The sequence below is a fragment of the Streptomyces sp. NPDC058240 genome (genome assembly GCF_042882135.1).
Taxonomy (GTDB): Bacteria; Actinomycetota; Actinomycetes; order Streptomycetales; family Streptomycetaceae; genus Streptomyces.
The window spans coordinates 53,361-79,375 of sequence record NZ_JBHVWT010000029.1 but is presented as its reverse complement, the minus strand read 5'-3'; the positions used below and the strand labels follow the sequence as shown (position 1 = coordinate 79,375).

Sequence of the window (26,015 nt, the reverse complement as noted above, 5' to 3'; positions counted from 1 at the left end):
GGCCGCAGACAGCCCCCGCTTCATCCCGGTCCTGAAGAAGATCAAGGTGCGCATCCCTCTCGGCCGCCCCCGAACCCGGCCGGACGCGGTCGCCGGCGACAAAGCGTACTCCTCGCGAGCCAACCGCGCCCACCTGCGCGAACGCAAGATCAAGGCAGTCATCCCGGAGAAGGCCGACCAGGCCGCCAACCGCAAGAAGAAAGGGTCCAGCGGCGGCCGTCCGGTCAGTCACGACACCGAGCTCTACCGTGACCGCAACACCGTGGAGCGCGCCATCAACAAGATGAAGGAATGGCGAGGGCTGGCCACCCGCTATGACAAGACACCCGAGAGCTACGCCGCAGGACTCCACCTGCGCGGCTCCATCCTCTGGCTACGCAGTCTGCCGACCACCCGGTGATCCGAACTCAGAACAGGCCCTAGTGCACCAGGGGATCCACCCATCTCGAAGGCGGGATGCACCTCAAAGCGCAAGGCGTCAGTGGGCTCCAGCTCCCCGACCGCGCGAACCCGGTGTGAGGCACTGGCCCTCTGCAACCCGGCCGGCGGATCACTGCGCAACACGATGCCACGAGCCTGCAGTGCGGTCCGCAACATGGCAGCATCAATCACACCAGCTCGCGGCCCCCACTCCTGTGCCAGCGCCTCGATCATCCGATACACCGCAGCGGCGTCATGCCTGGTGTCCGCCGCAAGCACCCGGTCATTCAACAGAGCGCACAAGTAGGGATATCGCGGACTGACTTGCTCGGTAGGCTCAATCTGCACGACGAGACGTCGAGCGATTCGGAAGGCGCTTAGCTCCACCAACTTCTGTTCGGGAGCAGCCTCACTTTCTGCAAGGACGTCACGGACGGTGTCTGCCAGGTGTTTCCATACCCGACGGTGCTCCTGGCCCAAGCCCGGCAGGATTCTCAGAAGGTCGTCCATGCCTTTCTGCGCAGCAGCGTACGCAGCCAAGCTCTGCAGCACCTCCAAGCCATGCGAGGGGCCGGATGCGGTCACGCCTAGCCTGTGTCGGTCGGCATCTATTTCCCCGCCAAACGACTCCAGACTCTGCACGCACTGCCGGATCGTCTTGCGCCAGGGATCGCTACTGGGAGCGATCTCCAACGTTCGTTTGACCTGCCGTTCCACGGCCAACTCGTAAGGGCCCTCACGGTTGAGAACAACCACGTCGTCCAGAGGAAACTCCCGGCCCTGCTGCAGGCAGACCGAGTCCGGCACCACGTTTAGCCCCGGGACGCTCACGCCGCACAGCAGAGCGGCCAGATCCAGGGCCGCGACTCGATACTCATAGATCGTGCCAGCCCCACCCGTGCCAATCGAGGAAGCCCCCCTGCTCAACGTCTTACTCCCCGGTTAGATTCGCCGACCCGACTCCAAGGACGTTTATACCTACTGCCAACCTGGAGGCGCTGGGCTTCATCGGTTGCACCCCCAAGACCAAGCCAAGGTAGCGGCGGCGGCCGGTGTCGGTGCGCGGCCCCTGGGCGTTCAGGAAGACGGGGTCAGTCGATGTTGGTGTCCGTCTCCGGAGCCTTTCGGGCGTTGTTCCTGAGGTTGGCGAAGGGCAGAGCTCCTCCGTGGAGTTCTTTGAACTCGTCGATCAGGTCCTGCTCAGCCTCACCCGCGTCATCCTCGGTCGTCGGCCGCCAGGCGACGAGCAGTGCGTCCGAGTCGACCAGCTGCCAGATGTAGCGACCGCCCCAATGGCCAGCCAGCAGACCGGCGCCGTGGCGGCGGTAGTCAGCAAGCCGCTGATTCAGTCCGTCCTGGCCCGCGGCCTTGCCGATGTACACGACCGTTGCCCCGTCCACCCAGGCATCGCCGAGCTTGTCGGCCGTCACGGACGGGTCGCGGCCTTTGAGGTGTCCGGCAGCGCTGGCGGGGAGGAACGACGGGGGCGAGGCGTCCGTGCGGATCACCACGTAGATTCCGTGCCCAGTGGGGACGTTGCTGTCGGGCAGTTCACGGAACGGCACGAAGCCGCGGAAGCCGCGTTCGGTCAGGGTTTTCTGCGTCAGCTCTGGTGTCGGGCTCATGCCAGGCATCGTGCCAGGCGTATCTGACAGTCTTCGGCCGAAGAGGGGGCAGTCAAGATGAGCCCAGACGGGGGGCCGCCCGGCGCAGGGCGCGATGCCACGCACAACGCGGAAGGCGGCACCTCCACCCCGATGCTGCTGGCCCGCTCCCGCCACGCTTCTGTCCGCTCCCTGGAGCGCTACGCCCGCCCCGGCGTCGACGCGGTCGCCCGGCACGTTGCCGAGCGCCCCCCGCTCGCCGCCGGAGCTGAGCTCACGACTCGGCTTCCATCGCCCGGAGTCGGGCCTCGGCGTCGGCGACGACCCGCCCCGATTCCTCGGTCAGCCGTTCATCTGCGTCAGTGATCGGGCAATCCATGACCCTGACCGCGAGGCCGTCGAGATCGACCATCGCCGCCACTTCTGCGCGCTGACGGGAGTCGTATCGGGCGAAGTCGTCGCACGCTTCGACCAGCGTGGTGAATGACGGGAGCTTTCGCACCAACTCGGACCGGAGGTCCTGCAGGACGCGCTGCATGTCTTTGCTGCGCTCATGCAGCGCGGACCCCTCATCCTGCCTCATCCTCGTCTCCGCCTCGCGCCGCTCCAGGTCTCGTGCCTTCTTCTGCTGGCTGTCTTCGAGCGCCTGGGCCTGCCACTTCGCGATGACTTCCCGCGTGAGGCTGGCCGAAGTTGTCTCGATCTTGTCCAGCAGCCTTCTCCCGGCCTCCCTCCCACCTCCGCCCGCGCCAACAGGCCCGCGGCCAAACCACGCTTCCGTGGCGTTGCGAGCCGCCGCCCCGTGCAGTGTCTTGATCGCCCTGCCGGTGGAGGCGGAGGCGAAGGTTCGCACCGCGCGATAGGGGCCTGCCTTGGCAGCGTGACCAACCACGAGCGGGACAGCGAACAGGAACGCGCCGCCAGCCAGCACGCGGACGGCGGGCGGCACGGTGATTTTGCGCGGCTGCCGAGGTTCGGTGCCCGCCTTGTCGCCGACGGTTGGCCTCTCGGCCACAGCCAGCTCGACCAGTTCGACGTGCTGGAGACGCTGATAGACGTCACGGAAGGGGACGAGGCCCTCGTCGTAGAGCGTCTGCCCAGCCTTCCGCAGGGCGGCGTTGTCCTCGGCGGCCCGCCGATCAAGCTCCCGCTCGCACTCATGCAGACGCTTACGCCTCTGCCGGTTCGTGTTCGCGAGCCTGACGGCGTCGAATAGGTCGATGTCCACGGTGCCCCCAATACTCGGTTCGGAGATCTTAGACCGTGTCCTATGTGGTGATCGCTCGTTGGGCTGTTCATGGGGCGGGGTACGTGGAGTTGGATTGTTCCGGACGGGCTGTGGGAGATCGCGAAGCCGTTGATCCCGCCGTCAAAGGTGCGCCCGCAGGGCGGCGGGACGCAGGACACGCCTGATGAGACCCTGTTCGCGGCGATCGTCTATGTGCTGGTGAGCGGGTGTGCCTGGCGGGCTCTGCCGCCGTGTTTCGGGGTCTCGAAATCTACTGCCCACCGGCGCTTCGCCATCTGGTCCAGGGCCGGTGTCTGGGGTCGGCTGCACGAGGCGGTGCTCGACCGCATCGACGAGTGCGGCCTGCTCGACCTGACCCGCGTGGTCCTCGACTCCGCCCACGTACGGGCCAAAAAAGGGGCGAACTCACAGGCCCCAGCCCCGTGGACAGGGGTAAACCGGGTTCCAAGATGCACGTCCTGTCGGACGCGAACGGACTGCCCCTGGTCGTCGGCATCTCCGCCGCCAACACCCACGACAGCCAAGGCCTGAAGCCCATGGTGGCCGGTCTCCAAACGAGACACGATCCCCACCGCGGCTGGAACCTCAAACCCCGCAAGCTCCACGCCGACAAGGCATACGACATCCCTGACCTGCGTAGATGGCTCCGCGGGAAACGTATCGGCGTCCGCATCGCCCGCAAGGGAATCGAATCCAGCGAACGGCTCGGACGCCGAAGGTGGGTCATCGAACGCACCATGTCCTGGCTGACCGGCTACCGCCGGCTCAACCACCGTTACGAACGCCATCCCCGCAACTACCTGGCCTTTCTCGGACTCGCCGCCGCCCTCTGCTGCTACAAACGACTGGTCCGACTCACCACATAGGACACGGTCTTAATGCCGCATCAGACCGTTTCGCTGCGTTGTGACGTGTCCTGGCTGAACGTGTGCGGGCCCGCCCTTCAGGCCCCGCGCAGACGTCAGCCAGCACGGGCGGGACGGGGTTCGGGAAGAGAGATCCCGCGGGGGCCGGTCAGTTCCCAGAGCCGCCCCCTTAACTCGAAAGGGTGGAATGACGTGCGTCTCCTAACAACGTCACGGACATGTCCGCTACGTTGAGCCCCAGGTCAGCGTCAAGGCGAGCACTCCCACAGCCGGATAGCTGCAGGAGGCCCTGGGGTGGGGTGAGTTCGGGCACCGACAGCTCGCTCGGGCCGCGTACGACCTGGACATGGACCCGCTGCCACTCCCGCCGTCCAGCTCGGGCATCGTGCAGGCCCTGCTCAACCGCCGCGAGACCCTCGGCTGCTGGACCCACTGGAACACCAACTTCGCCGACCAGACACTGCACGGCTTCGGCGCCGCCGTCTTCGACGTGGGCCTCCCCGCCCCGCTGACCATCATCAGCGCCCACCTGAACCCTTTCGTCCCCTACCGGGCCAGCACGGGCCAAGCTCCTGGCGACGCGGGCCCTGCGATACGGGCCGTACGGCATCGTCGCTGGCGACATCAACTACCCGCCAGCGGATCACCGTCATCCCGCGCCGCCCGCACGAGGCTCCCGTCCGAGTCCGACGGCCGGATCACGCCGGAACGCCGGTTGCCGAGACGCTGTCGTATATCGGGTTTGTCGACGCGGCCTGGGAGCTGTACGAGCGGACCGGCGACGAAACGCTGCTCCGCCGCACGTGCGCCGACGAACGCATCGACCAGCTGTGGGCATCGATGCTGCTGCGCGACGCGATCACCGACTACCAACTGCTGGATTCTCCACCGGATGCGTCCGACCACCATGGTCTCGTCGTGGTGCTCGATCTCGCCCGCGCCGCGACCGACAACGTCTAGGAGTACCGGTGACGCGGGATACCGCTCCGGCAGGGGCATACCGGTCGCGCCGCGTTCTGAGCAACCCGCCTTTACTCCTACCATTCCAGCGGGCCTCAATCGTCGGTCAGCGACGGTCGTCGATCAGGCCGTGAAGCTGCTCGACGACGTCGTCGCGTCCGGTGATCGGGTGCCTCGGTCCTCGCAGGAACACGTTCGCCTACCGAGGGCCGCTGTGACGGGGCAGGTCCGTCGAGGCGACCAGGAGCTCTTGGAACTCACGCCTCCCTTGTACGGAGGGCCGGGCGCCCGTCGCCAGGGCGACCGCCATCCGCAACCGAGCGGCCTCAAGGGACCAGTGCCCGGAGACATGCCCCTGATCGCACTCCGTGGTCACCTCATGGCCGTCAACCCGCACCATGACCTGTCGGCCCGCCCCTCGTTTGTGTGCCGGCTCGCCGCCGCCACGGGCCATCGGTCAGGGACCCACTCCGTGCCGACCAAGATCCGGGCCATACGCGGACCAGCCGCCCACAGCTTGGCCGAATCGTGGCCGTTTCTCCTGGTCAGCGGCCACGTGAGGCGTGTACCACCAGCACTCGAAGAACCTGCTGGGCGCTCTGCCGATGTGGCTGAGCATGACTGTTTGACACCAGAAATCTCCGGCACCCCTGCCTCGCGGACTTCCCCATCAGGCCAGCTGACCAGCGACGCAACACACCTGACCCCCATCAGAACGAGCGTCAAATGAGCGTCACGAGCGTCATTTCAGCGTCGAGATATCGCCCGTAACGCCCACATCGCAGATAATGCGCACGGGAAAATCCGCAGGTCAGGAGCCCTTCCCGGCCGGTTCGAGGATCGCCACGCACTCCACGTGATGCGTCATCGAAAAGATGTCGGCCTGGACGAGTCACGAAAAGGCCCAGGTCAAAGGCAGTTTATCCATCCGTTGCCCCGAGTGCGGGAGCTCGGAGCGTCAAACGAGCGTCACGACGAAGAATCGGTCCTCGCGCTTCGCGACAGGCCGCCCGCGCCCAAACCGACGACGCGCCAGCTGCGACGGACGAGAGGGACAGCCGGGAGCGAACCGAGCAGGGCTTCGTCAGGTCTGGCGTTCATGTTTGGTGCGGAGTGCATTGCGAATATGAAGTCGGGGCAGGTGGAGCGGCTTCACGGAGAGAGAACAACGGCTGACGTCCGGTCGGCTGACCGACGGTTGACGACGGAGGGACCGACGACGGTGGCGGCATCCAGGTCCTCGGGTACCGCCACCGGCAGGTCGGCCTCCCGTACTCCTCGTGGGCCCGGCCCGGTCGCCCGCCATGGGATGATCAGTCCCGTGGAGGGCACCGGTCTGCGGAGGACAGCATGAGCGACGACACCTGGCATCTGTCCAAGCTCGTCTGGTCGGTGGCCGACCTGCTGCGCGGCGACTTCAAGCCTTCCGAGTACGGGCGGGTGATCATGCCGTTCACGGTGCTGCGCCGGCTGGACTGCCTGCTGGCCCCGAGCCGGCAAGCGGTGCTCGACGAGGCCGAGCGCACAGACGGCGAGCAGGAGCGGGAGCAGCGCCTGACGACCGCCTCGGGTTGGCCCTTCTACAACGTCAGCCCGTTCTCCATGGAGAGCGTGCTCAGCGATCCGGAGAACACCGACCGGGTGCTCCTGGCCCATATCGACGGGTACTCCCAGAACGTCAGGGAACTGCTGGATGGCTTCGAGTTCGAGCGGACCGTCACCCGCCTCTACCAGGCCCGACTCCTCTACCACGTCGTCGCGCAGTTCGTCTCGATCGACCTGGGGCAGATGATCACCGACGGCCGCATGGAGAGCCTCTTCGAGGAACTCGTCCAGCGGTTCACGGAGAGCGGCAACGAGGCGAGCGGGGAGCACTACACCCCTAGGGACGTCGCCCACCTGATGGCCGGCTTCCTGGTCTCCGCCGACTCGGACCTCCTGGCGTCGCCGCATGCCGTCCGCACCATCCTGGATCCGGCCTGCGGGACGGCCGGCCTGCTGACCGAGGCGGCCTCGTACATCGCATCGATGAACCCCCAGGCGGACGTCACGCTGTACGGCCAGGAGATCAACCGGGAGTCATGGGCGATCTCCCGTGCCACCATGATGACCAGTGGCCGCCGGGCCTCGACGATCGCCTTCGGGAACGTCTTCGCCGAGGACGGGCACCAGGGAGCCACCTTCAACTACCTCCTCGCCAATCCGCCGTTCGGTGCCGACTGGAAGAAGAGCGAGTACGCGGTCCGGTCAGAGCACGAGCAGCTCGGTTTCGCGGGCCGCTTCGGGGCCGGTCTTCCCCGGATCAACGACGGCTCACTGCTCTTCCTGCAGCACATGCTGGCGAAGATGAAGCCGGTGAGCGCCTCGGGCGAGGGCGGTAGCCGAATCGCGGTCATTTTCAACGGCTCCCCGATGTACGCCGGGGGCGCGGGGTCCGGCGAATCGGACATCCGACGGTGGATCGTGGAGAACGACTGGCTCGAGGCCGTGGTCGCGCTGCCCGACCACCTCTTCCACAACACCGGTATCAGCACCTACCTGTGGGTCCTCAGCAACCGCAAGCCGGCAGAGCGCAGGGGCCAGGTGCTGCTGCTGAACGCTCAGGACCAGTGGCAAAAGATGCGCCGCTCCATCGGCTCGAAACGCAAATACATCACGTCGGACCAGATCTCCGAGATCACCGGGCTGTACCTGGACACCTTGTCCGCCGACCCCGCCCAGCAGCCGGACGACCGGGTCCGCGTCGTCTCCACCCACGAACTGATGTACCAGCGCGTCACGATCGATCAACCACTTCGGCTCCGGTACGAGCTGTCCGAAGAGGTCCTGACTCAGCTCGCCGAATCGCGCGTGATCCAGAAGACCCGTGATCCCGCCGCCCTGGTGGCCGCCCTGCGTCCGCTGGTCGGCTCAACGTGGACGAGGGGCCAGGAAGCCGTCACGGCGCTGCGCCGGGCGGTCGCCTCGGCCGACGTGAGCTGGCCGCGCGGGAAGGTCTTCGAGGCGGCGGTCCGCAAGGCCGTCGGCGTGCGCGATCGCGACGGAGAGCCGCAGCGGATCGGCGAGGCGTACGAACCGGATCCCGAGCTGCGCGAGTTCGTCCACCTGCCGCTTCAGGTGGATCCGAGCGACCACCTCCGACGCGAAGTACACCCGACCGCTCCGGACGCCTGGATCGACGCCAGTAGGACGCGGGTGGGTTGCGAGATCCCACCCGCGCTCTTCTACCGGCCGGAACTCGACGGTGAATTCGAACTGCTGCGCAATCTGGCTAGGTTGGAGACCACCCGGGTCCACCCGCCGCAGCGCGGCGAGGAGCAGGAGGACGGCACCGACCGGCCCAAGCACCTGCGTGCCCAGGATCTCCACGAGGCGGACTCGGCCGTCGAGCTCCCCGACGCGCCGGAGGACGGGCTGACGCTGACCCTGTGCTCGGGCGGCATGCTCGTCGGACGGCCGGGGAACTGGCGCCTGCTACCGCAGGGCTTCGGCGAGGCGGCGACCTCGCTCTTCGTGCTGCAGCCGCTCCGCGGCAGCGGCCAGGCGCTCTGCGAGTGGTTGAACTCCCGCAAGGACAACGGTCAGTACCCCAGCGCTCGCGATCTGCTGGACACGCACGTCCCCGTCGACCTGGTGACCGACAGCGAGGTGGAGAGCCTCCTGGAAACCGTGCAGGAGGGGCGGCGCGCACTGCGGACCACGATGTCGGGAATCCTGCCCAACGTCTTCGGCAGCGGCGAACGGGACGTCCAGGGGGTTCGGAACGAGATCAGGGCCGCCGCCCACGAGGCCGGCCTGATCGGCGAACTCGTGCGTCCGCTGGACGACCCCATCTCGCGCGCCGAGTGGAGCTTTCCGCACCACGCCGCCGCGCTGTCCCGTCGGTACCGGGTCAGCACGCACCCGGCGGAGCGGAAGGACGGACTGCTCAAGCTGGGCGAGGGCCTGGCCCGGGTGCTGGGCGTGCTGGCGCTCACCGAACTCGCCGCGTCGAACGGCTTCTCCCGGAACCTGCGCAAGCAGTTCCGGACCGGCGCCACCTTCGGCACCTGGCTCTGGCTCCTCGACCGGCTGGAGGCCGAGGGAATCGCGCCCCGCATCCAACAGCTCGCCACCCTGCGCGACCGGGGCAATGCACGCGCCCTCCTGGGCCACATCAAGGACTTCAGGAACACCGCGCACCACGCTCACGGCGTCCGCGCCAGCCATCAGCTGGCGGAGGACGTCGAGCGGCTGGAACCGCACATCGTGCGGGCGATCAGTGCGGTCAGCTGGCTCTCCGGGACGCACTGGGACTGGGTGGAGCGGTGCGAGTACCTCGACGAGGGCTCGTACCGGATAGTCGGGCTCCGGCTGAGGGGCAGCCATCCGAGCTGGGAACCGTTCGAGCGGTCGAGCACCCAGCCGCTTCGGCCCGACCGCATCTACGTGGACAGCGCCCCGTACGGGGCTCCGGTCGACCTCTGGCCGTTCGCCGTCGTCAGCCTGTGCGAGGAGTGTCGGACCCGGGAACTCTTCCTGCTCAATGAGGCCCGGAACGACCAGCTGACGCTCCGCAGCCTGGAGGAGCATTCGCTGGAGATCACGTACGGCCCGCCCGAGTAGTAGCGGGGGCGAGGTCGAGCGACCTGGCGCGGCTGCGCCAGGGGCGGGACCGGATCGACCGAGTGGAATTACGTGCAGCCGCTGAATACGCCTCGGGCCAGATCGGCTCGCACAGCAACACGGCGATCCAGCGGCACGGTCAACCAATCCCACAGCGACTAGTTCACGAACTGGGCCTGCATGTTCCCGTCCGGCAGCCGCTGTGCCATCGGCTGGATCGACATGCGCCGCCCGTCCAACATAGGTCCCCTCAGATGACGCTCTCCCCAGCCCCGCTGCCCCCTACACGGCTCGGGGGTGAACACATCGGCCACGAACTTCGCCAATGCTCCGCGAGGCACACGCGGAACAACTCGTGCCTCTACAAGGCCCCGTATGCACTCCGCTGGACCTGCAGACAGGTATAGCGCGAGCTGACGAAGATCGATTCCTACGCCTACCCGCGGCCGTTGGCCACCGACGGCCGCTCGAATCTTCCTGATGCCCGACCAACCGACCCGCCTAATATGACGCGGACCTGTCCAACCGGGAAACGACTTCACCCTGTCTGTGGAGACGTACACGGCTGGGAACATCAAATGAGCTTCGCGGTGGTGATTGGTGGCACTGGGGGTGATCGTGGGGAGACCCTACACTGCCGTTGTGACGGCCGTAGTCGGTAGCAGCCTGATACACCCTTATGGAGGACCGCTGCACGCCAGGCGATTGTAGCGCTCCTAGATTGGCCTTCTCGTCCGCGGACCGTCGAGGAGCCCACTGATGAAGTACGCCTTGACGGAGCCTCAGGTCGACTTGCTCCGCAAGATCGCGGCAGCTTCCAGTGCGATGCCCATCCCATCCACCCGGACCCAGACGTCCTGGGCCTTGGAACAACGGAACCTGATCAAGCGGACCTGGCGCGGGAGCGGGCACGTCGCCGTAGTCACCGCAGACGGCCGCTACTACCTCAAGCACGGCAAGCATCCTCGACAGGTCCAAGCCGAGAAGGAACGCCTGACGGGCGATGCCGCCCATGCCGCGCGGGCGCCAGCCGATGGAGCAGAGTTGATCTCCCGTCTGCAGGCGACTTCGGGGAAGATCACGGTTCCCGACCCTGGTGCGCAGACCCGGGGTCGGTGGCGGGCCGCGTATTACGACGCGCTCCACCATGGGCACATACCCGCTGGGCACAAGCTGCGGTGGAACGGCCGCCAGCGCGGCGACTGTGTCTTCACGCTGATTGACGAGGAGGCTGAAAAGGCCGCCCAGCCTCCTCCCGTCCCGTCCATCGACGTGCCGGAGACACTCGATCGCCCTCATCGGCTCGTTCGTGCGACGCGCAAGGCTCTCGGACGCTCCCAGGGGGCGGTCGACACCCGGGGCAAGCCGGAAGTCATCCCGCTGTACTTGTCGCGTCCGCTCGCCGACCGGGCCCTGCGGATCATGCACGCGCTATTCACCGAGGCGGAGAGCCGCGGATACACGGTGGAGCCCCAGACCGACCTGCAACGCGGTGAAGCCGTGCACACGGTGGCGATCGCAATCCGAGGCCGGGCCTTCCCTCTCGTTCTCACGGAGCGTACGGCCAAAGTCCCCCACGAGCCGACCCCACATGAGCTGCGCCAGCAGGAGCGCAATCCCTGGACACGCCTGCCCAAGCACGACGCGGAGTTCAACGGCCGCCTCGTTCTCGGCGCGCCCACCGGGAGCTGGTACCAGCACTCGTACTCCTACAGCGACGGTGCCCGGTGGACCCTGGAGTCACGGCTGGGACATCTGCTGCAGGATATCGAACGCCTCGCGGCGGAAGCCGAACACCGGGAGCAAGAGAAGGAGCTGCGCGAGGCCGAACAGCGCCGCCACTGGTACGCGGCCGTCGCGCGGGCTCGCGAGCAGCAGATCGAGCAGCACCGGGCGACGGTTCTGAGCGGGCAGATTCGGGCCTGGCGGCAGGCCGCCGAGATCCGCGCCTTCTGCCAGGCCGCCCGCGCCAGCGACGCGCCGTTTGCGGCGGACGAGGCGGACTGGCTGGAGTGGGCCGAGGCGTACGCGGAGCAACTCGACCCGCTCCAGGACTCCTTGCGCACTCCTCCGGATCCGCCGGCTGGGCGGGAGGTGCTGCGTGAGCTGGCGAAGGTCGATGCCTACGCCTACCCGTGGCCGTTCGACACCGACGGCCGCTGGACGCTTCCCGGCGATCGGCCAACCGACCCGCGTACGTGACCCGGCCCTGTCCGACCGGGAGACGCGTTCGCCCTGTCCGTGGAGGACAGGGCGAAGGAACATTCATGCGGCGATGGTGAGCGGGGTTTCCATGCGTTCCCAGGCTCCGAGGACGGCCTTGTGGGCGTCCGGCTGGAGGTGGGCGCAACGCTGGGTGGTCTGGAAGCTCTCATGGCCAAGGAGGTGCTGGACCTCGTAGAGCGAGACGCCCTTCTGGACCAGCCACGAGGCGCAGGTGTGGCGCATAGAGTGGGGCGGGTAGTGCGGGACGAGCTGCAGCTCGCCGTCGTCGCCGAAGTAGTAGGCGGCCTCGACAGCGGGCCACCAGGTCTGCCGGCGCCAGTTGCTGTCGGCGAGCAGGCGCCCGGAGCGGCCCTTGGTGATGGTGGTGAAGACCACCGCGTCGCGGTCGAGCCGGTGGATGTGGCGTTCGAGTGCCTCCAGGACGTGGGGCGGGAGCGGGACCTCCCGACGGCTCTTGGAACTCTTGGGGTACTCCTTGATGCCGCTCTTGGTGTTGACCTCCACCACGAACAGGCGCGAGCGGCGCGTGTCGATGCGGTGGCGGTGCAGACCGGTTAGCTCTCCCCAGCGCAGTCCGGTGTAGAAACCGAGCAGGCACATCGTCCGCCAGGCGGGGGCGAGTCCGTCGAGGATGCTCTGCGCCTGGTCGGGCGTGAACCACTGCGGCGGTTTGACCGCGATGGGCGGCAGATCGATGCTGCGGCACGGGCTCACCGCGATCACGTCGTCGTCGACCGCCGCGCGCATGATGGATGACGTCAGGTTGTAGGCCCGCTTGATCGCGGCAGGGCCTGCGCCCTTCTCGACCAGGGAGCGGATCCAGCTCTGGACGTCCATGCGGGTGATGGCCCGCATCTCCCAGTCAGCCCAGTAGGGCGTGACGTGGTTCTTGATGCTGGACGCGTCGCCCCGCAGGGTGTGGGGTTCGACGATGCGGGCGTTCCACCATCGGTCGTGCCATTCCTGGAACGCGATCTCGCCGGCCCGCGGGTCGCGCATGCCTCCGCGGGCGAACTGGGTCTCCAGCTCGATGCCCCAGGCCCGTGCCTGGGCCTTGAGAGGGAAGGACTCGCTGAACCGGTCTCCGGCCCGGTTGCGTACGGTCGCCTGCCACTTGCCGGACTTCAATTTGCGTAGGTACGCGGTACTACTCCTTCGTTCGGAAACGGTGAGGGCCGGACGGATGGCGAGAGATCATCGGCGGGCGCGAGGGGAAGCGACCAGCCTGCTGGCGATGAACTCCTCCAGCCCGGCAGCGGGGACACGGACGCGGGAGCGTTCCGTCCCGGTACGCAGGTCGACGACGGGGAGGTCTCCGGCGGCGATGAAGCGGTAGACGGTGCGGCGGTCGACGTCCAGGGCGGCGGCGACAGCGGGGATGGACAGCAAACGGGCAGGCATGCGCGAGTCCTCGGGAACAGGGCTGGAATGGCCAAGCCGACAAATTGATTCAGCCGGGCTGTCGGGCGGTCCAGGGCGAAGGTCAACCAGCCCCGTCAGGGCAGTGGAACCACATCGCTGGGGGCTGAGCCCATTTGACACGGCGGCCACAGCGAGGCGTGGACCGCCGACGTTCGGGATGCGTGCGGCGGGAGGGCCCGCGCTCAGATCATGAGTCCGAGCGCGGGGACGGAAACTACCGCACGGGAGTGTCCGGAATGCCCATGACCTCTTCCAGGTGATCCCAGTCGAGTTCGACGTCTTCCAGGCGGAAGCGGTGCGGGTAACGCAGCGCAACCCAACTCGCGCTCACACCAGCCCACTCGGCGACGCCCCACGCCGGAACGCCCGCCTTGAGCCAGGCGTCCAGGCAGGAATCACGCAGACTGGAGACCTGCTCCCCCAAGCCCGCTTGCACCTCGTCCGGACTCAACACCGCCTGGCGAGCCTGCCTCCACACCCTTCGGTACTCGGAGGACGCCAACGGTCCACCCCGCTCGCCGGGGAACAACAGATCACCCGTCTTCAGGTCCGCACTGTCGATCCAGCGCCTCAGCACACCCACGAGTTCCGGCGTGAGGGGGACCGTTCGGCCCTCGCCGGAGCGGACCAGCACCTCCCCGAACTCCCCGTCCGGGAGCGTCACGTCGTGCACCCGAACCGAGGCCGCCTCGCCTGGCGACAGCGCGGTGCCCGCCATGGTGAGGAAGAAGGGAAACACGACTCCCGGAGATTCCTCCTGGATCCATTCCAGAAGAGCGCGGACGTGGTCCACGGAGAGCAAGGACGATTCATCTATTGCAGGCTGCGACAAGCTACTTGGCTCCTCATACGAGACATCGGGACGCGTCGGCATCCCCTGGTCCATCAATGGTCCGAAGAAGCGCCGGTTTGGCCAACCGGCGATCGTCGGCTATGTTGCGCACGCGACGAACCGCTCGCGGATCGGATGATGCGCGGAGAGCAGGTATTAGATCGCCGGGATTTCCGAGGACCGCTCTAGGTTTGCTTCCTTCGCCGCGTTAATCCAGTCCGTACGGGACTTAATGTGTCTGCCGTCGGCGAATCAGGACAAACCCATCCGAGGCTGGGCATCAGAAGCCAGGAAACACAAGAACAGAGCAGGTGCCTTCTAAGCGCTTACTCCTTCGTTGTTACTGAGGTTGAACTCGTGGAGCCGTAGGGGCTGACGGCTCGCTGCCCGTGCGGATCACCGAAGCGGCGGGTACCCCAAGGAGGCGGCCTGACCGCCGAACGGTAGCGTTTCCGCGAAAAGTTACGAATCTAGGCGGCCGAGAGATTCGACCGGAACGCAGCAGACGCCCCTCGCTGGACTACGGAGGTATGGCAAAAGGCACAGGGAACGCAATCAGCACCGGACAGGATAGGGCGTCGATGCTTCCAAGCCCGAACCTGAACAGAGAGCTGACCTATCCAAGCGGCGAACTCAGGGCCTAGCGAACGCGCGTGCGGGATTCGACGGCAGACGAGCGGCTACAGAAGGAGGAGAGCTGACTGCGGACAGGTGTCGCGTGGTAGTGGGTGCGGTTTGCTGTCCACCGCCGGCGACGGTTGTGAGCGTAAGGCCGAACAGAAGCCTGTTCATCTCCTTGCTTGTCAGCCCCAGTTCCGCGGCTACAGCGGAAGGCTTCACACCCTTTGTGCGCAGCGCCGCGAATACCTTGGTCAGCACTTGGGATGTTTCCCGTTCTCCCATGCTTTCGGGTTCGCCAGAACGATATCCCAACCGGCTCAGTTCCGCGCAAGTAGACCTGTACTGCCAGTCCGTGAGCAGGCCCAAATCGTGCAGTCGGTACGTCAGGGCCATAGCGGAGACCTTCCAGATCCGCTTGCCGCGGATGATCTGGTCAACGTGGGCACCCGACGGCATGTGGCCCAGGACGCTTGCCCTGGGCATGAGGAACGCGGATGCGAAGGCGTTCGCCTGGCGTTCGGCTTCGGGACCCGAGCAGGCGTGCTCGCTCCCATGCATCACGAGGTGCCCGAGCTCGTGAGCGGCGTCGAAGCGGCCTCGTTCGGCCGATTTCAGGGTGTTGAGAAATACGAAGGGCACGCCTTCACGCCAGACGGCGAACGCGTCGACCTCGGCATGATCGGGGTCCAGGGAGAACACGCGCACTCCATGGGCTTCCAGAAGGTGCACCATATTGGGTGCCGGTGCTTCCCCCAGCTCCCAGCGGGTGCGGACCATCGCGGCGGCCGTTTCCGGATCCGGCCTGCCCAGAGATGGCACGTCCACCACGGGAAGGCGGAAGCTCTCAGCAATCCAGGCGTAAAGCGTCGCACCAAGCGTCCCTGCGGCGCGGGCGGCATCCAGCACCCGCGGTGAGGTCTTACTGCGCGCCCGCCACGAGATTCCTTCGGCGGGGAGTTCCTCCAGCGGCGGCCCTTGGAAGAAGGCTGCGGGGAAGTCCAGGGCGGATGCCAGCTTGTTCAGGGTGGTGGAGCGCGGAGCGGTTCGCCCGGTTTCGTAGTTCGACAGGCTTTGCAGCGAGATTCCAGACCGGTCCGACAACTGGGCGAGGGTCATCCCTCTGCGCTTGCGTGCCAGTGCGATGCGGGACGGGGTCACCATGTGGGGGCTGCCTCAGCTATCGGTGGTGCCTGGTGGGGGCGGCGGGCTCCGACGCCCCCACCATCGGACTCAGCGGAAATCGACAGGGATGTCGATCTCCCCAGGCCCATCATCGTTCAAAGGTTCGATTCCGTCCATCGTGAGCGTGGGAAGCGGAATCCGACTTCCCCATTCGACCACGAATCCGTCCACGAACCTCTTAGGCCGCGACAGCTCGCAGTCGACGCGTACCGCGTCCCCGACCTTCGTGCGGTGCGACAGAAGAAACCACGTCTTCAGCGCGGCGGCTTCCTCCTCGCTGAGCGACACGCCCCTGGGCCCTGCCCCCGCCACGAACAGAGCGGTCTGGACGTGTGCCGCCCCCTCGCCCTCGTTGGCTTGAGTGACCTGTCTGGTGGCGGCGCCCCGGCGGCGCCCGTTCTTCGGGAACAGGCCCGCCTGGCCGGTGGCCGCGTTACCGACCATGACGCCCATCGCCATCGATCGATCAGCGTTGCAAACCAGCTCCAAGCGGCCGTGCACGAGCCGCGCCCATCCCTCGCGCTCGATATGCAGCTCCCGAATCGTGCGCACATGGGCCTCATAGGCCCTCCGCCCCCCAGTCCCCATCGGGTCGTTGGGGACTGCTGTTCTGCGCGCCGCCTCGCCCGCGCGCAGAACGTCGTGCAGGTACTCCAACCTTGTCCCCATTCCGCCAAGTTGAGCCCGAACATCGTCGGGCTCCAAGGGGGACATTGACAGGGAGAACGGCAAGAGGACCTCCGATACACGGCAGTTGACTGATGGAGACCCTACCTCAAACAAGGGCCCATCTTTATAAGATTCTGCAGCTTCGTCGTTACGGACTGCGTCACTGGTTGCGAGCGAAGTGACCAGCCGCGACCTGCCTCCCGCGAACCTGTGGTGCCCATGCGCCCGAGATAGAGGTGCCGTCGTCGGTCGAGGAAGACCCGATCACGCCTCCGACGACTACCTGACGTCGGACACCCGATGGGTTCTGAACCGCTCCTTCTGCCGTTCAGCTGACTTGCGCACGCCTTCCTCGGAGATCGCGTACCGGATCCCTCCGCCCCATTGGACGAAGTTACTTTCCTTCCCACCTGAGACGTTGTTGATGTGAGAGATGAACAGGCAGCCACCCGCGAACTCTCCAAACTCGGGCCCCAGCTTCGCCGTCCTCGTCGTAGATGACGCGCTCTTCCTCGAAGACAGCCGTCCCCGTACGCGGGTCCCCCCGCGGTCAGTCGCAGGCCGCTCGTCCAGCCCTCAACCCGGCCGCCTCCCGGCGGACACTCGCAGCCGTTCACGAAGCACTCCCTCACGCCACGAACCGGGCCTGGAACGGCAGAGACGATCTCCGCACGCCGGAGGGACGGCGGGGCAGATGCGGTCAGTGCTCGGTGAGGTCCCGGATGTCCCAGCCAGCGCCGGCCATCGCGTCCGCGTACTTTTTGCTGCGGTCGCGGTGGGCGGCGAGCACCAGCAGGTGGGTGGGGCGTGTCGCTCCGACGAAAACGAGCTGCACGGCGGCCTGTACGGTCTTCAGTTCCCGCAGCGGGTCTCTCCCTTCGGCGATCATGCGCAGCGCCTCGGTCACGTCGAACTTCTTGCCCGTCTTCTCCAGGCACTCCAGGATCAGTGTTGCCGCGTGGGTCTCGCCCTTCGCGCTCTGGATGGTCCCGGGTACGGCTCGCGCCGCCGGTACTGCGGCGACGGCCGCGGGAGCGGGGCCGACAGCCGCGCCTTCCGCAGCATCGGTGGTGAATTCCATAGCAGACTGGCGCAGTTGGCAGCCGTTGAGGAGCTTCAGCTGGACGGCCAGCTCCTCGGTGGCTTCTGCCCAACTCGTTGCGTCGAACAGGTCTGCGTTGAGGAGGAGTTCACGCAGCAGGATCCGCACCCTGCCTCCGGTCGTCGCCATTGACCTCTCCAGGCGACCGAGGGCCGGGAGCCCGTCGCCGGCCGGTGCCGAGACGGACGCGCGCACGGCGTTCCACAACTCGATGGCCGCTTCGTGGCTGTCCGGGCCTGATTTCCACCGGGCGCTTGCCGCGCGGGCCGCACCGATCAGGGTGCGGTGAGCCGTCGGGCGGCTGGTCGGGGTGTATCCGGGCAGGTAGCAGGAGATCGACTGCGGGTAGACGGGTGAGGATTTCGGGTTCTGTCGCGAACCCAGTACACGCGGTGGACGCCGCACCAGGACGTCCTCGGCGACGGTCACAGCAGCCATGCGCTCAAAGGTCGGTACGACGTCGGACACCGTGGTCTCGTCGAACAGCAGAACCGCCACCTGGCCGGCGGGGCCAGCTCCGCGGACCTGCTGGGGCCGCCGGACGGCCAGGCGGCTGGCCACGGCCGCGATCTGCGGCCCGAAGCGGCGACTGACCGGCAGCTCCGGGGCCCCCGGCAGCGGGAACATCGAGGCGGGCCCTCCGACGGAGGCCGCGTCGCTGTAGATGCCCTGGTTGGTATCGCCCACCCGCTGCACGACGGTGGACGAGGAAGCGAACACGAGGTCCAGCAGTTCGTGCTGGGTGGCGCTGGTGTCCTGCGTTTCGTCGAGGAGAACGAACGGGAAGCGCGTGGTGACCGCTGCGGCGATACCCGCGTGCCGGGCGAGATACTCCTGGGCGAGGGCGTACATGTCCTGGAAGCGGAAGATGCCCCGGCGTGCCAGCGTCCGTTTGAGGTGGTCCAGCTGTTTCCCGCTGGGAGACTGGGCGCCGAAGGGCAGATCTCTGGCCGCTCCGGTGACCGCAAGTTCGCCCTTCCGGTAGGTGAACGTCGCCCTGGTGACAATGGAGGTGCCCTCGTGCTGGTGCTCCGCATAGCTGCGCAGGGTGGAGTATTCGGGGCGCTGAAGGAGCCGGAGCGCTGCGGTCTCGAAGGCGTCGTCGTCGACTGACCGGACCTCCACTTTTCTGTCCCGCACGGCCGGCAGCGCTAGGAAGGTGTGTACGAAGGACTGGATGGTGCCGATGAAGTGCGGATAGCACAGCAGGCTGCGTCCTGCGGCGAGAAGGCCCACTCGGTCGGCGATCTCGTTCTTGGCCGTGTTGGTGTGCGACAGCACGCACACCCCGCGGGTCGGGGAGGTCCACGCGTCGGCCATCAGCGCGAGCTTGAGCCCGATCAAGGTCGTCTTGCCCGACCCCGGGGCGGCCTGGAGGTCCTGGGTGCTCTCGCTCTGCAGGAAGTCCCACTGCTCGGCATCGAGCGGGTCCAGTCCCAGGAGTTTCACCATGGCCTCCACCTTGTCGGTGGCGAAGGCATCGGGCAGGTAGGTGCGGGTCACGGGGCCACCTCGCCGCACAGGTAGGTGAAAGCATCGAGGAGGTAGGGCGGGACGTCGCTGCGAACCAGCGGCGTCGAGGCGAGCAACTGGGCGGCGAACTGTGCGGTGATCGGCTTGCTGACGTTGTCCAGCTTGAGCGGCCGGTAGATCTTCAGGGCGGCCTCTTCCAGGGAAAGGCCCTGCCCTATCCACGTATCGACAACCCGGTCAGCCCGCGCGATGGCTTTCTCCGTCTTGTCGGCGTCCGGCCAGGCCCGTGCTGCGGCGGATGCCAACTTGACCGCGCGGTACATCAGCCTGGCCATGGTCCAGGACGTGACCGCAAGGTCGTACTCCAGCGTCCACCAGTCGGACACGAACGTCTCCACCGGGCCGTCGTCGCCGGTAGTGAGCTTCGTGACGTACGCAGAGACCTCCTCCTCAGTCATATCGGTCCAGCGCGCGAGCTTGCCCCTCATATCCTCGGGAGTGCTGGCGGGCACGAGATCACGGTCGCGGATGCAGGCCACGCGGACCGGGATCTGCTCACCGTCGCGCTGGAAGACCCGGCTGTAACGGAACAGGCCGACGTGGCCGACGTTGACCACGCTGATCCCGTGTTCGTTGAAGCGCATGCCCAGGGCGCCGGCGAGCGCGGGCAGGAAGATCGCCTCGGCGTCTCCCTCGACCATCGCCAGCCCCCGGGCGAAGAACATGTTCGCCTTGGTGACGTCCAGGAAACGGGTCAGGAACGCGTAGTCCTCCTCGGTCAGGCGCGTCCTACCGCGCCGGAGCGGAAACGTACGTCCCCGGGCGACCAGGGTCAGACACTCGACCGGCGTCGAGGAGGCGAGGTTGGGGCTGTGGGTGGTGAGGATGACCTGCACCGGCGCCCTGTCACCATCCTGCGGCTTCTGCGCCTTGTCCCGCAGCAGGTCCATGATCCGGGTCTGCAGCTGGGGGTGGAGGTGCGCCTCGGGCTCCTCGATCAGCAGCAGGGGAGCCAGTTCGTTCTTGCCCAGCAGGAGCAGCTCCGCGGCCATGAACAGGGCGTTGTTGTAACCGAGTCCGCGGCGCGTCCACTCGTCGGACGCTGTGAAGAGGTTCAGTTCCAGCCGCTCCAGTGCGCGGACCAGCGTCGCGTCTGTGGCAACGCTGATCTTGGCGCGCAGGACGTCGTCACCGATCGCGAACCGCTGCAAGTAAGCCGAGTTGATGTCCTCACTCACCTCCGCGACAGCCTTGTTGTCGCGGATATCGCACTCAGCCCGCCGCAGAATTCCCCTCAGAGTTGACGGGGGTTCATCACCGGTCGGGTCGAAGTCGTCGACGTCCTGGTCCTTCATCGCCGGGTAGCCGGCGAGGATCTGGGACAGCCGCGACCCGCGGCCCGAGCGCAGTTCCGCCTCTGCATCGCGAAGGGGGCGCAGGTAGGTGGCGCGCAGGAGTTCGCGAGCAGCGCCGTCCAGGGCGGGGCCATTGCCGTCCGGTCCGGTCCGGGTGGTTACCGAGACCCGGTTGCGCAGCGGATCCATCCGCTGCGCCTTGAACGTGACACACAACCAGGCGGTGCCGTCGCGGTCGTGGGTGAGCAGTTCCAGGAAGACCGCCTGCTCCTCGGTCGACAGGTCGGTGAAGGCGCACCCGATGGTGAAGGTCTCCGCCCTCCCGTCCTTCCCGAGGTGGAAGTCGTCCTGGGAGACCCGGTAGTAATCCGATGCCGCGGACTGCAGGCACAGCCGGATCGCGTCGACAATCGCCGTCTTCCCGCTGTCGTTCTCCCCCACGAGCACATTCGTCCCGGCCGTGAACGAAAGGCTCAGCGCATCATCTCGCTCGCCCTCGCCCTGCGCTGCGGGTCCGAAGACCCGGAAGTTCTCGACCCGCAGATGCGCCAAGTACACACAGTCCCCCCGCCGGCAGGGGCCGCGGCACCCTTTTCTCCGAGACGGAGCCCCCAGGCGGCACGGCCCTTGATCTACACTCCCGGAATCCTACGCTCTCCGCTGGCCTCGCCCAGAAGGAATCCGACAGAGCGGTGGGCGCCAGCGGCATGAGTGCACCTCCGGCGACGACAACGTAGCTCGCGGCGCCCCAGCAGTACGTCGACCACCGAGCGCGGGGCAGTCGGGCGGGGTGTAGGCGTCGGTCGCGGCGAGTTCGTAGTAGCGGACCGCTTCCTCACCGAGCGGAACGGCCGGTTCCTTCGCGGCTCGGTAGAGGTAGTCGAGTACGGCGGTGGTCGAGCGCAGCTCATTGAACAGGAAGTCCCGGTCGCGGCGGGTCAGTGCGGTGGAGGGCATGTCGACCGGCTGCCACGTTGCGGTGGTTCCTTCCGGTACGCAGGGGTGGTCCAAGAGGAGCAACACCGCATCCTACTCGTAGGCGTTGCCATCCACGCGCAGCGTTAATCGCCACAGCGAACGGGCGGACTCACGCGTCCTCAGATGCGTAATTATTTGTCATGACCGCGACGCAAGGTCAACAGCGCCATCAAGGAGCCTCGCCCGAGCACGACGTGGTCCATGTCTCCACACCTTGCCTGAGCTGGACTTCGGGCCTCTCCCCGATCGCAGGAACGCCGCCCGTGAACGCCCCGACCCGGTACGTATCCAGAGAGGTGGCGAGGTGGCGCCCGGCCCTCTGTAGCACGTGCCTGTGTATCTCGGCGTCGTCATTCGAAAGGGCCGAAGTCCGGCGAGGAAGCAACACGACTGGCCCTGAGCACCTGGGCAAGGGTCGAGAGGGCTTCGAAGACACCGAGGACCTCGCCGAGGAACTCGAGATAGGTCATCCCGGAGGGGCTCTCATCGCTGACGACGCGGCCTGTCTGGAGGTTGTGATGTGCTGTCGCGTGCCCGATCGTGTTCCGGCGACGGTTGTTGAGCAGGCTCTCCAATGGCTCCCAACCCGGCACCTGTGCCACGTATGCGATTTTGAAGGCATTCGGCAGCTTGTCGAACTTGTCGAGGTTCCTGGGGCGCATCTTCTCGGGTACGCGGTCGGGGTGGATGGCTCCGAAGTCGTCCGGGCTTCCGCGCTTCACCGTGTTCTGTGCTGCAACAAGCGGCCACAGGCACTTGCAGGCGAGCTCGAATCCGTGGTGGTACAGGTCCCTCACCATCGAGAACTCGTCGCGGTAGAGGACAAGGTCGTCGAAGGCGTCCTTGCCCCCCGGCCCGAAGAACCTCCCCAGGAGCCCCATCTCCCAGGACTCGTGATGTTCTACGAAACGGTTGAGCTCCGTGAAGACATCTCGTTCCAGAGCCGCCGAGGATTGTCCTCGACGCCGGAAGGTCGCGAGGTGATCCTTGTGTCGTTTCATCGCTGCGAAGTGCTTGCGCGAGAAGCGGCCGATTACGTTGGCGCTGGTGGTCCCCGTGGTCCCTGTGATGACCGTCGTCACTGCGCCCATAGCCTGGTAAGCGACAGTCGTTCGCTCATGGCTCGTGCCCGGTTCCCATGCGAGTCCGAGCTGCTGCTGCGCGATGCGGACGAACATCGCAGTGTTGCCCTGGAGGTAGTACTGGAACAACATGCGAACCGTGGGCCATTGATCGCGGCCCGCTTCGAGCGCCGAATGCCGTTCGGACTGGAACTCCGCGAAGGCGTGGTCGCCGAGGGCCTGGAGGAGCGTCATCGTCGGGAAGGACCCCATCGGCGTGAACGTGTCGGCGTCGTAGCGCGACGGCACGAACGGATTGATGGTCACGACGCGTCTACCAGGAGACTCTGGCGCGGAGTCGCTCAGCACCTCGCACTCGATGGCGATACGGTGGTTTTCGAGCTCAGTGCCCGACATCGAGCCCCGGATCGATAGTCCGCAGTGCGGGCACGGCAGGTAAAAGCGCGTTCCGCGGGTCGGCTCCACACCGAGGCGGGCGTCGAACGCCTCCGCACATCCCGGGCACTTGAGGTAATAGCGGGTGATCATGGTGCCAAGCTAGACGTCCCGAACCAGGGCGGCCAAGCTCTTTCGGTGAAAGCGGCTGCCAACGAGGTTGATGAGGGGTTCCTTGTCCTCCAGGAGCAAGACCGGACCGAGCACGTCGCCACCGAGAAGGAACTCACCGCAGCCAAGAAGGACTCCTGGGTCAGGATCCCCCGCTTCGACTACACCCCGTCCGAGTGTCTCCGCTTCGTCCTCAGCGGCGGCCAACCACATCGGGCCAGCGAATGGTCCGATACCCCCGGCCGCCCCCCTGGAAGACCAGCTCGCCGAAATCGCCCAGGAGGTCACCCTCTGCGGCGAAGCCACCGAACGCAGACGTCTGGACGAGATCGAAGTGGCACGCCAGAAGCGCATCCACTGGGAAGCCGCCATGAAAGAAGCCCGAATCCGGTACGCCGAGGCGTACCGCGTCAGGCACTTCGAGGCGCAGGAAGGGATATGGCGCCACGCCGCCCGACTGACGAAATATGTGAACGCCGTACGCACCCGAGTCGGGGGCATGCCCCCAGGCCAAACCCGGACCGAAGCCGAAGCCTGGATCGACTGGGCAGCAGCCCGCGTGGAGCGCCTCGACCCACTGAACACAGCGCCCCGGCTGCCCGACATAGCCGAGCCACGCCCCGACGACCTGAAGCCCTTCCTCGGGCACTGGAGCCCCTACGGCCCCACCTACTGACACCCGATCCGCCACACGTCCGGCCCGCCGAAGTGCGGCAGCAGCGCGCCTGCCACCGCAACCAGCGGCGGCCGCCGTAACCCGGCGGAATCTTCTTCAAGTTCCCGCAAAACCAGCCCACGGCAGCGCGCCTCCCAGCCAACGTGACCTGCACGATTAGCCAGGTGATTCCCCGTCAGAACGAGCGTCAAATGAGCGTCACGAGCGTCATTTCAGCGTCAAGATATCGCCCGTAACGCCCACACCGCACATAATGCGCACGCGAGAAACCGCAGGTCAGGAGCCCTTCACGGCCGGTTCAAGGATGGCGACACACTCCACATGATGCGTCATCGAGAAACATTAATCGGCACAGTACGTGATGCTCACCGCGTCGCAAATGAGGGCAACATAGCCGAACATCGCCGGTTAGCCAAACCGGCGCTTCTGCAGACGATTGTTGTCCACCGTTTGCCCAGAGCACCACTGCGGATCAGTTCCATCAGAAGGGACTCACCGCTTCTGTGCATGCAGAACCCAATGGTTCTCCACCTGCGGGCCGCGTCGCTTGTCGCCGACCGCCTTCTTCGGTACCCCTTTGGTGCTCCATACCCCCCGGAGATCCACCGCCCTTGCCCACCGAACCGATAGCAGACTACACAGACCGTCAGACGCACACGAAGAATGAGGGCGGTGCCCCTTTCGTCCGAGATGACAGCGGGTCGTCTCTCCTGGCCAATGCCTGGTATTCGACGCGCGACCTCGCCGCCTGCCTGCGTGTAAACACCTCGACTCTGCGCCGTTGGCGCACCGCTCGGCCACCCCAGGGCCCGCCGTTCGTCTCAGTTTCGGAACGCGTCATCATGTACAGCGCGGTCGACGTTGAAGAATGGCTGCGTCGCCACCGGACCGTCCCGCGCCGAGTCGCATGATGACCGACAAGGCCATTGTGCCGGTCGGCGTCCGACTCACCACCGACATCGAGTACCGGCCTGATCGCCCCAACCCGTACCGCGCGCGAGTCCGCTGGTTCGATCCGGCTACGAAGCGGCGTCTGTCCCTGTCGGAGGGGAAGGCGGACGAGGATGAAGCGCAGGAGTGGCTCCAGTCCATCATCGAAGCGGCTGAGGCAGGGCTGTCCCCGTCGCTCGCCACCATGAAGCTCGCCGAATACGGCAACGCGAACATGGACCTCGCCCTGCGCGGCCTGGAGCTGAAAACACTCGACCCCTACCTGTCAGGCTGGCGGATGCGTGTCGTGCCCGCCCTGGGCCACGTCGCGGTCCGGATGATCACCAACGGCGCTGTCGACCGCACCGTGCAGAACTGGATCGCCGACGAGCTCAGCCGCTCAACGGTCAAGAACACCATCGCCGTCCTGGTCCGCGTCATGGAGCAAGCAGTCCGCGACGGCATCATCAAGGTGAACCCCGCCCGGGTGACCGGCTGGCAGAAGCTCTACAAGCAGGCCGAGGACGAACTCCTCGACCCACGCGCGCTCGCCCTGCCCGACTGGGAAACACTCGTCGCACTGGCCGACGCACTCGTGGCCGCCTCCCACGACGAGTACCGCGGCTGGGGAGACGTGGTCATCTTCGCCGCGTGCACCGCCGCACGGATCGGAGAGATCTCAGGCTGCCGCGTCGGAGACATCGACACCACCCAGTGGATCTGGACCGTGCGGCGTCAGACCACGCCCGCGCCCGGCGGGCTGACCGACAAGGGCACCAAGGGCAAGCGGGCCCGCAAGGTTCCCATCGTCGAGGAGATCCGCCCCCTCGTCGCCCAGCGCATCCTGACCGCCGGCCCCAATCCGGACGCCCGCCTGTTCACGGGCCCGCGAGGCGGACGTATCTCCACCGCCGTCCTGCGCGACGCCACACACTGGGACGACGTGGTCACCAAGCTAGGCTACGAGCATCTGCGCCGCCACGACCTCCGACACACCGGACTGACCTGGTTCGCCGACGCCGGGGTCCAAGTACACGTGCTCCGCAGAATCGCCGGCCACGGTTCACTGACCACCACCCAGCGCTACCTTCACCCGGACGTCCACAAGATCACGGCCGCCGGGGCGGCGCTCTCGGCCCACTTCAACGTGCTGCGCGCACCGCGCTCGCTGCCGAGCCCCATCGTCATGACCCGCTGACCCGGTCAAGGACGCCGGA

Annotated in this window: 18 protein-coding genes and 1 pseudogene; 7 read left to right on the top strand and 12 right to left on the bottom strand. The window is 66.6% G+C overall.

The window, feature by feature from the left end; translation table 11 throughout:
* The coding region (locus ACFVX4_RS30810; RefSeq protein WP_389983376.1) for a transposase at window positions 1-400 on the top strand (400 nt) is incomplete at its 5' end.
* Between the two features lie 1,111 nt (window positions 401-1,511).
* Here the strand turns inward: ACFVX4_RS30810 and ACFVX4_RS30805 are convergent.
* On the bottom strand, window positions 1,512-2,045 hold the full coding sequence (locus ACFVX4_RS30805) for a hypothetical protein (protein WP_389983373.1): 534 nt from the start codon (window positions 2,043-2,045) through the stop codon (window positions 1,512-1,514).
* 253 nt (window positions 2,046-2,298) lie between these two features.
* Window positions 2,299-3,252 carry a hypothetical protein gene (locus ACFVX4_RS30800; RefSeq protein ID WP_389983370.1) on the bottom strand — a complete coding sequence of 318 codons (954 nt, stop codon included), beginning with the start codon at window positions 3,250-3,252 and terminating at the stop codon, window positions 2,299-2,301.
* A 69-nt stretch (window positions 3,253-3,321) separates the two neighbouring features.
* Between ACFVX4_RS30800 and ACFVX4_RS30795 the strand changes: the two genes are divergently transcribed.
* A protein-coding gene (locus ACFVX4_RS30795; protein ID WP_389983368.1) for an IS5 family transposase occupies window positions 3,322-4,139 on the top strand; the annotation gives its coding sequence in 2 pieces (ribosomal slippage) (window positions 3,322-3,670 and window positions 3,670-4,139; 819 coding nt in all).
* Window positions 4,140-6,449: 2,310 nt separating this feature from the next.
* A complete protein-coding gene (locus ACFVX4_RS30790; RefSeq protein ID WP_389983365.1) occupies window positions 6,450-9,704 on the top strand; it encodes an N-6 DNA methylase in 3,255 nt (1,084 codons plus the stop codon).
* A 161-nt stretch (window positions 9,705-9,865) separates the two neighbouring features.
* Here ACFVX4_RS30790 and ACFVX4_RS30785 read toward each other — a convergent pair.
* Window positions 9,866-10,081: pseudogene (locus ACFVX4_RS30785) on the bottom strand (IS701 family transposase); the annotation flags it as partial.
* Window positions 10,082-10,463: 382 nt separating this feature from the next.
* On the opposite strand from ACFVX4_RS30785, the gene ACFVX4_RS30780 reads away from it, so the two are divergent.
* The gene (locus tag ACFVX4_RS30780; RefSeq protein ID WP_389983362.1) at window positions 10,464-11,906 is read left to right on the top strand and encodes a hypothetical protein; all 1,443 of its coding nucleotides are present in this window, start codon (window positions 10,464-10,466) and stop codon (window positions 11,904-11,906) included.
* A gap of 63 nt (window positions 11,907-11,969) precedes the next feature.
* On the opposite strand, the gene ACFVX4_RS30775 is transcribed toward ACFVX4_RS30780, so the two are convergent.
* From ACFVX4_RS30775 to ACFVX4_RS30735, 9 genes are all read right to left on the bottom strand, one after another.
* The gene (locus ACFVX4_RS30775) at window positions 11,970-13,058 is read right to left on the bottom strand and encodes a tyrosine-type recombinase/integrase (RefSeq protein ID WP_389983359.1); all 1,089 of its coding nucleotides are present in this window, start codon (window positions 13,056-13,058) and stop codon (window positions 11,970-11,972) included.
* Between the two features lie 66 nt (window positions 13,059-13,124).
* Window positions 13,125-13,331 carry a helix-turn-helix domain-containing protein gene (locus ACFVX4_RS30770; RefSeq protein ID WP_389983356.1) on the bottom strand — a complete coding sequence of 69 codons (207 nt, stop codon included), beginning with the start codon at window positions 13,329-13,331 and terminating at the stop codon, window positions 13,125-13,127.
* Window positions 13,332-13,566: 235 nt separating this feature from the next.
* A complete protein-coding gene (locus ACFVX4_RS30765) occupies window positions 13,567-14,145 on the bottom strand; it encodes a tyrosine-type recombinase/integrase (RefSeq protein WP_389983353.1) in 579 nt (192 codons plus the stop codon).
* A 672-nt stretch (window positions 14,146-14,817) separates the two neighbouring features.
* Entirely contained in the window at window positions 14,818-15,966 is a 1,149-nt protein-coding gene (locus ACFVX4_RS30760) for a helix-turn-helix domain-containing protein (protein WP_389983350.1), read from the bottom strand.
* Between the two features lie 69 nt (window positions 15,967-16,035).
* Window positions 16,036-16,644, bottom strand: a complete 609-nt coding sequence (locus ACFVX4_RS30755) for a hypothetical protein (RefSeq protein WP_241691561.1) — start codon at window positions 16,642-16,644, stop codon at window positions 16,036-16,038.
* A gap of 712 nt (window positions 16,645-17,356) precedes the next feature.
* Window positions 17,357-19,261, bottom strand: a complete 1,905-nt coding sequence (locus ACFVX4_RS30750) for a UvrD-helicase domain-containing protein (protein WP_389983346.1) — start codon at window positions 19,259-19,261, stop codon at window positions 17,357-17,359.
* A complete protein-coding gene (locus ACFVX4_RS30745) occupies window positions 19,258-21,138 on the bottom strand; it encodes an ATP-dependent endonuclease (protein ID WP_389983343.1) in 1,881 nt (626 codons plus the stop codon). Before ACFVX4_RS30745 ends, ACFVX4_RS30750 begins: the two co-directional genes overlap by 4 nt.
* 96 nt (window positions 21,139-21,234) lie before the next feature.
* The gene (locus ACFVX4_RS30740; protein ID WP_389983340.1) at window positions 21,235-21,543 is read right to left on the bottom strand and encodes a hypothetical protein; all 309 of its coding nucleotides are present in this window, start codon (window positions 21,541-21,543) and stop codon (window positions 21,235-21,237) included.
* 371 nt (window positions 21,544-21,914) lie between these two features.
* Entirely contained in the window at window positions 21,915-23,174 is a 1,260-nt protein-coding gene (locus ACFVX4_RS30735) for a hypothetical protein (RefSeq protein ID WP_389983337.1), read from the bottom strand.
* A gap of 388 nt (window positions 23,175-23,562) precedes the next feature.
* Between ACFVX4_RS30735 and ACFVX4_RS30730 the strand changes: the two genes are divergently transcribed.
* From ACFVX4_RS30730 to ACFVX4_RS30720, 3 genes are all read left to right on the top strand, one after another.
* Entirely contained in the window at window positions 23,563-23,868 is a 306-nt protein-coding gene (locus ACFVX4_RS30730; protein WP_389983334.1) for a hypothetical protein, read from the top strand.
* A gap of 503 nt (window positions 23,869-24,371) precedes the next feature.
* Window positions 24,372-24,779 (top strand): helix-turn-helix domain-containing protein, encoded by a 408-nt coding sequence (locus tag ACFVX4_RS30725; RefSeq protein ID WP_389983332.1) that lies wholly within the window; start codon window positions 24,372-24,374, stop codon window positions 24,777-24,779.
* Window positions 24,779-25,996 carry a tyrosine-type recombinase/integrase gene (locus tag ACFVX4_RS30720; RefSeq protein WP_389983387.1) on the top strand — a complete coding sequence of 406 codons (1,218 nt, stop codon included), beginning with the start codon at window positions 24,779-24,781 and terminating at the stop codon, window positions 25,994-25,996. The genes ACFVX4_RS30725 and ACFVX4_RS30720 overlap by 1 nt, the downstream gene beginning before the upstream one ends.
* Window positions 25,997-26,015 lie beyond the last annotated feature (19 nt).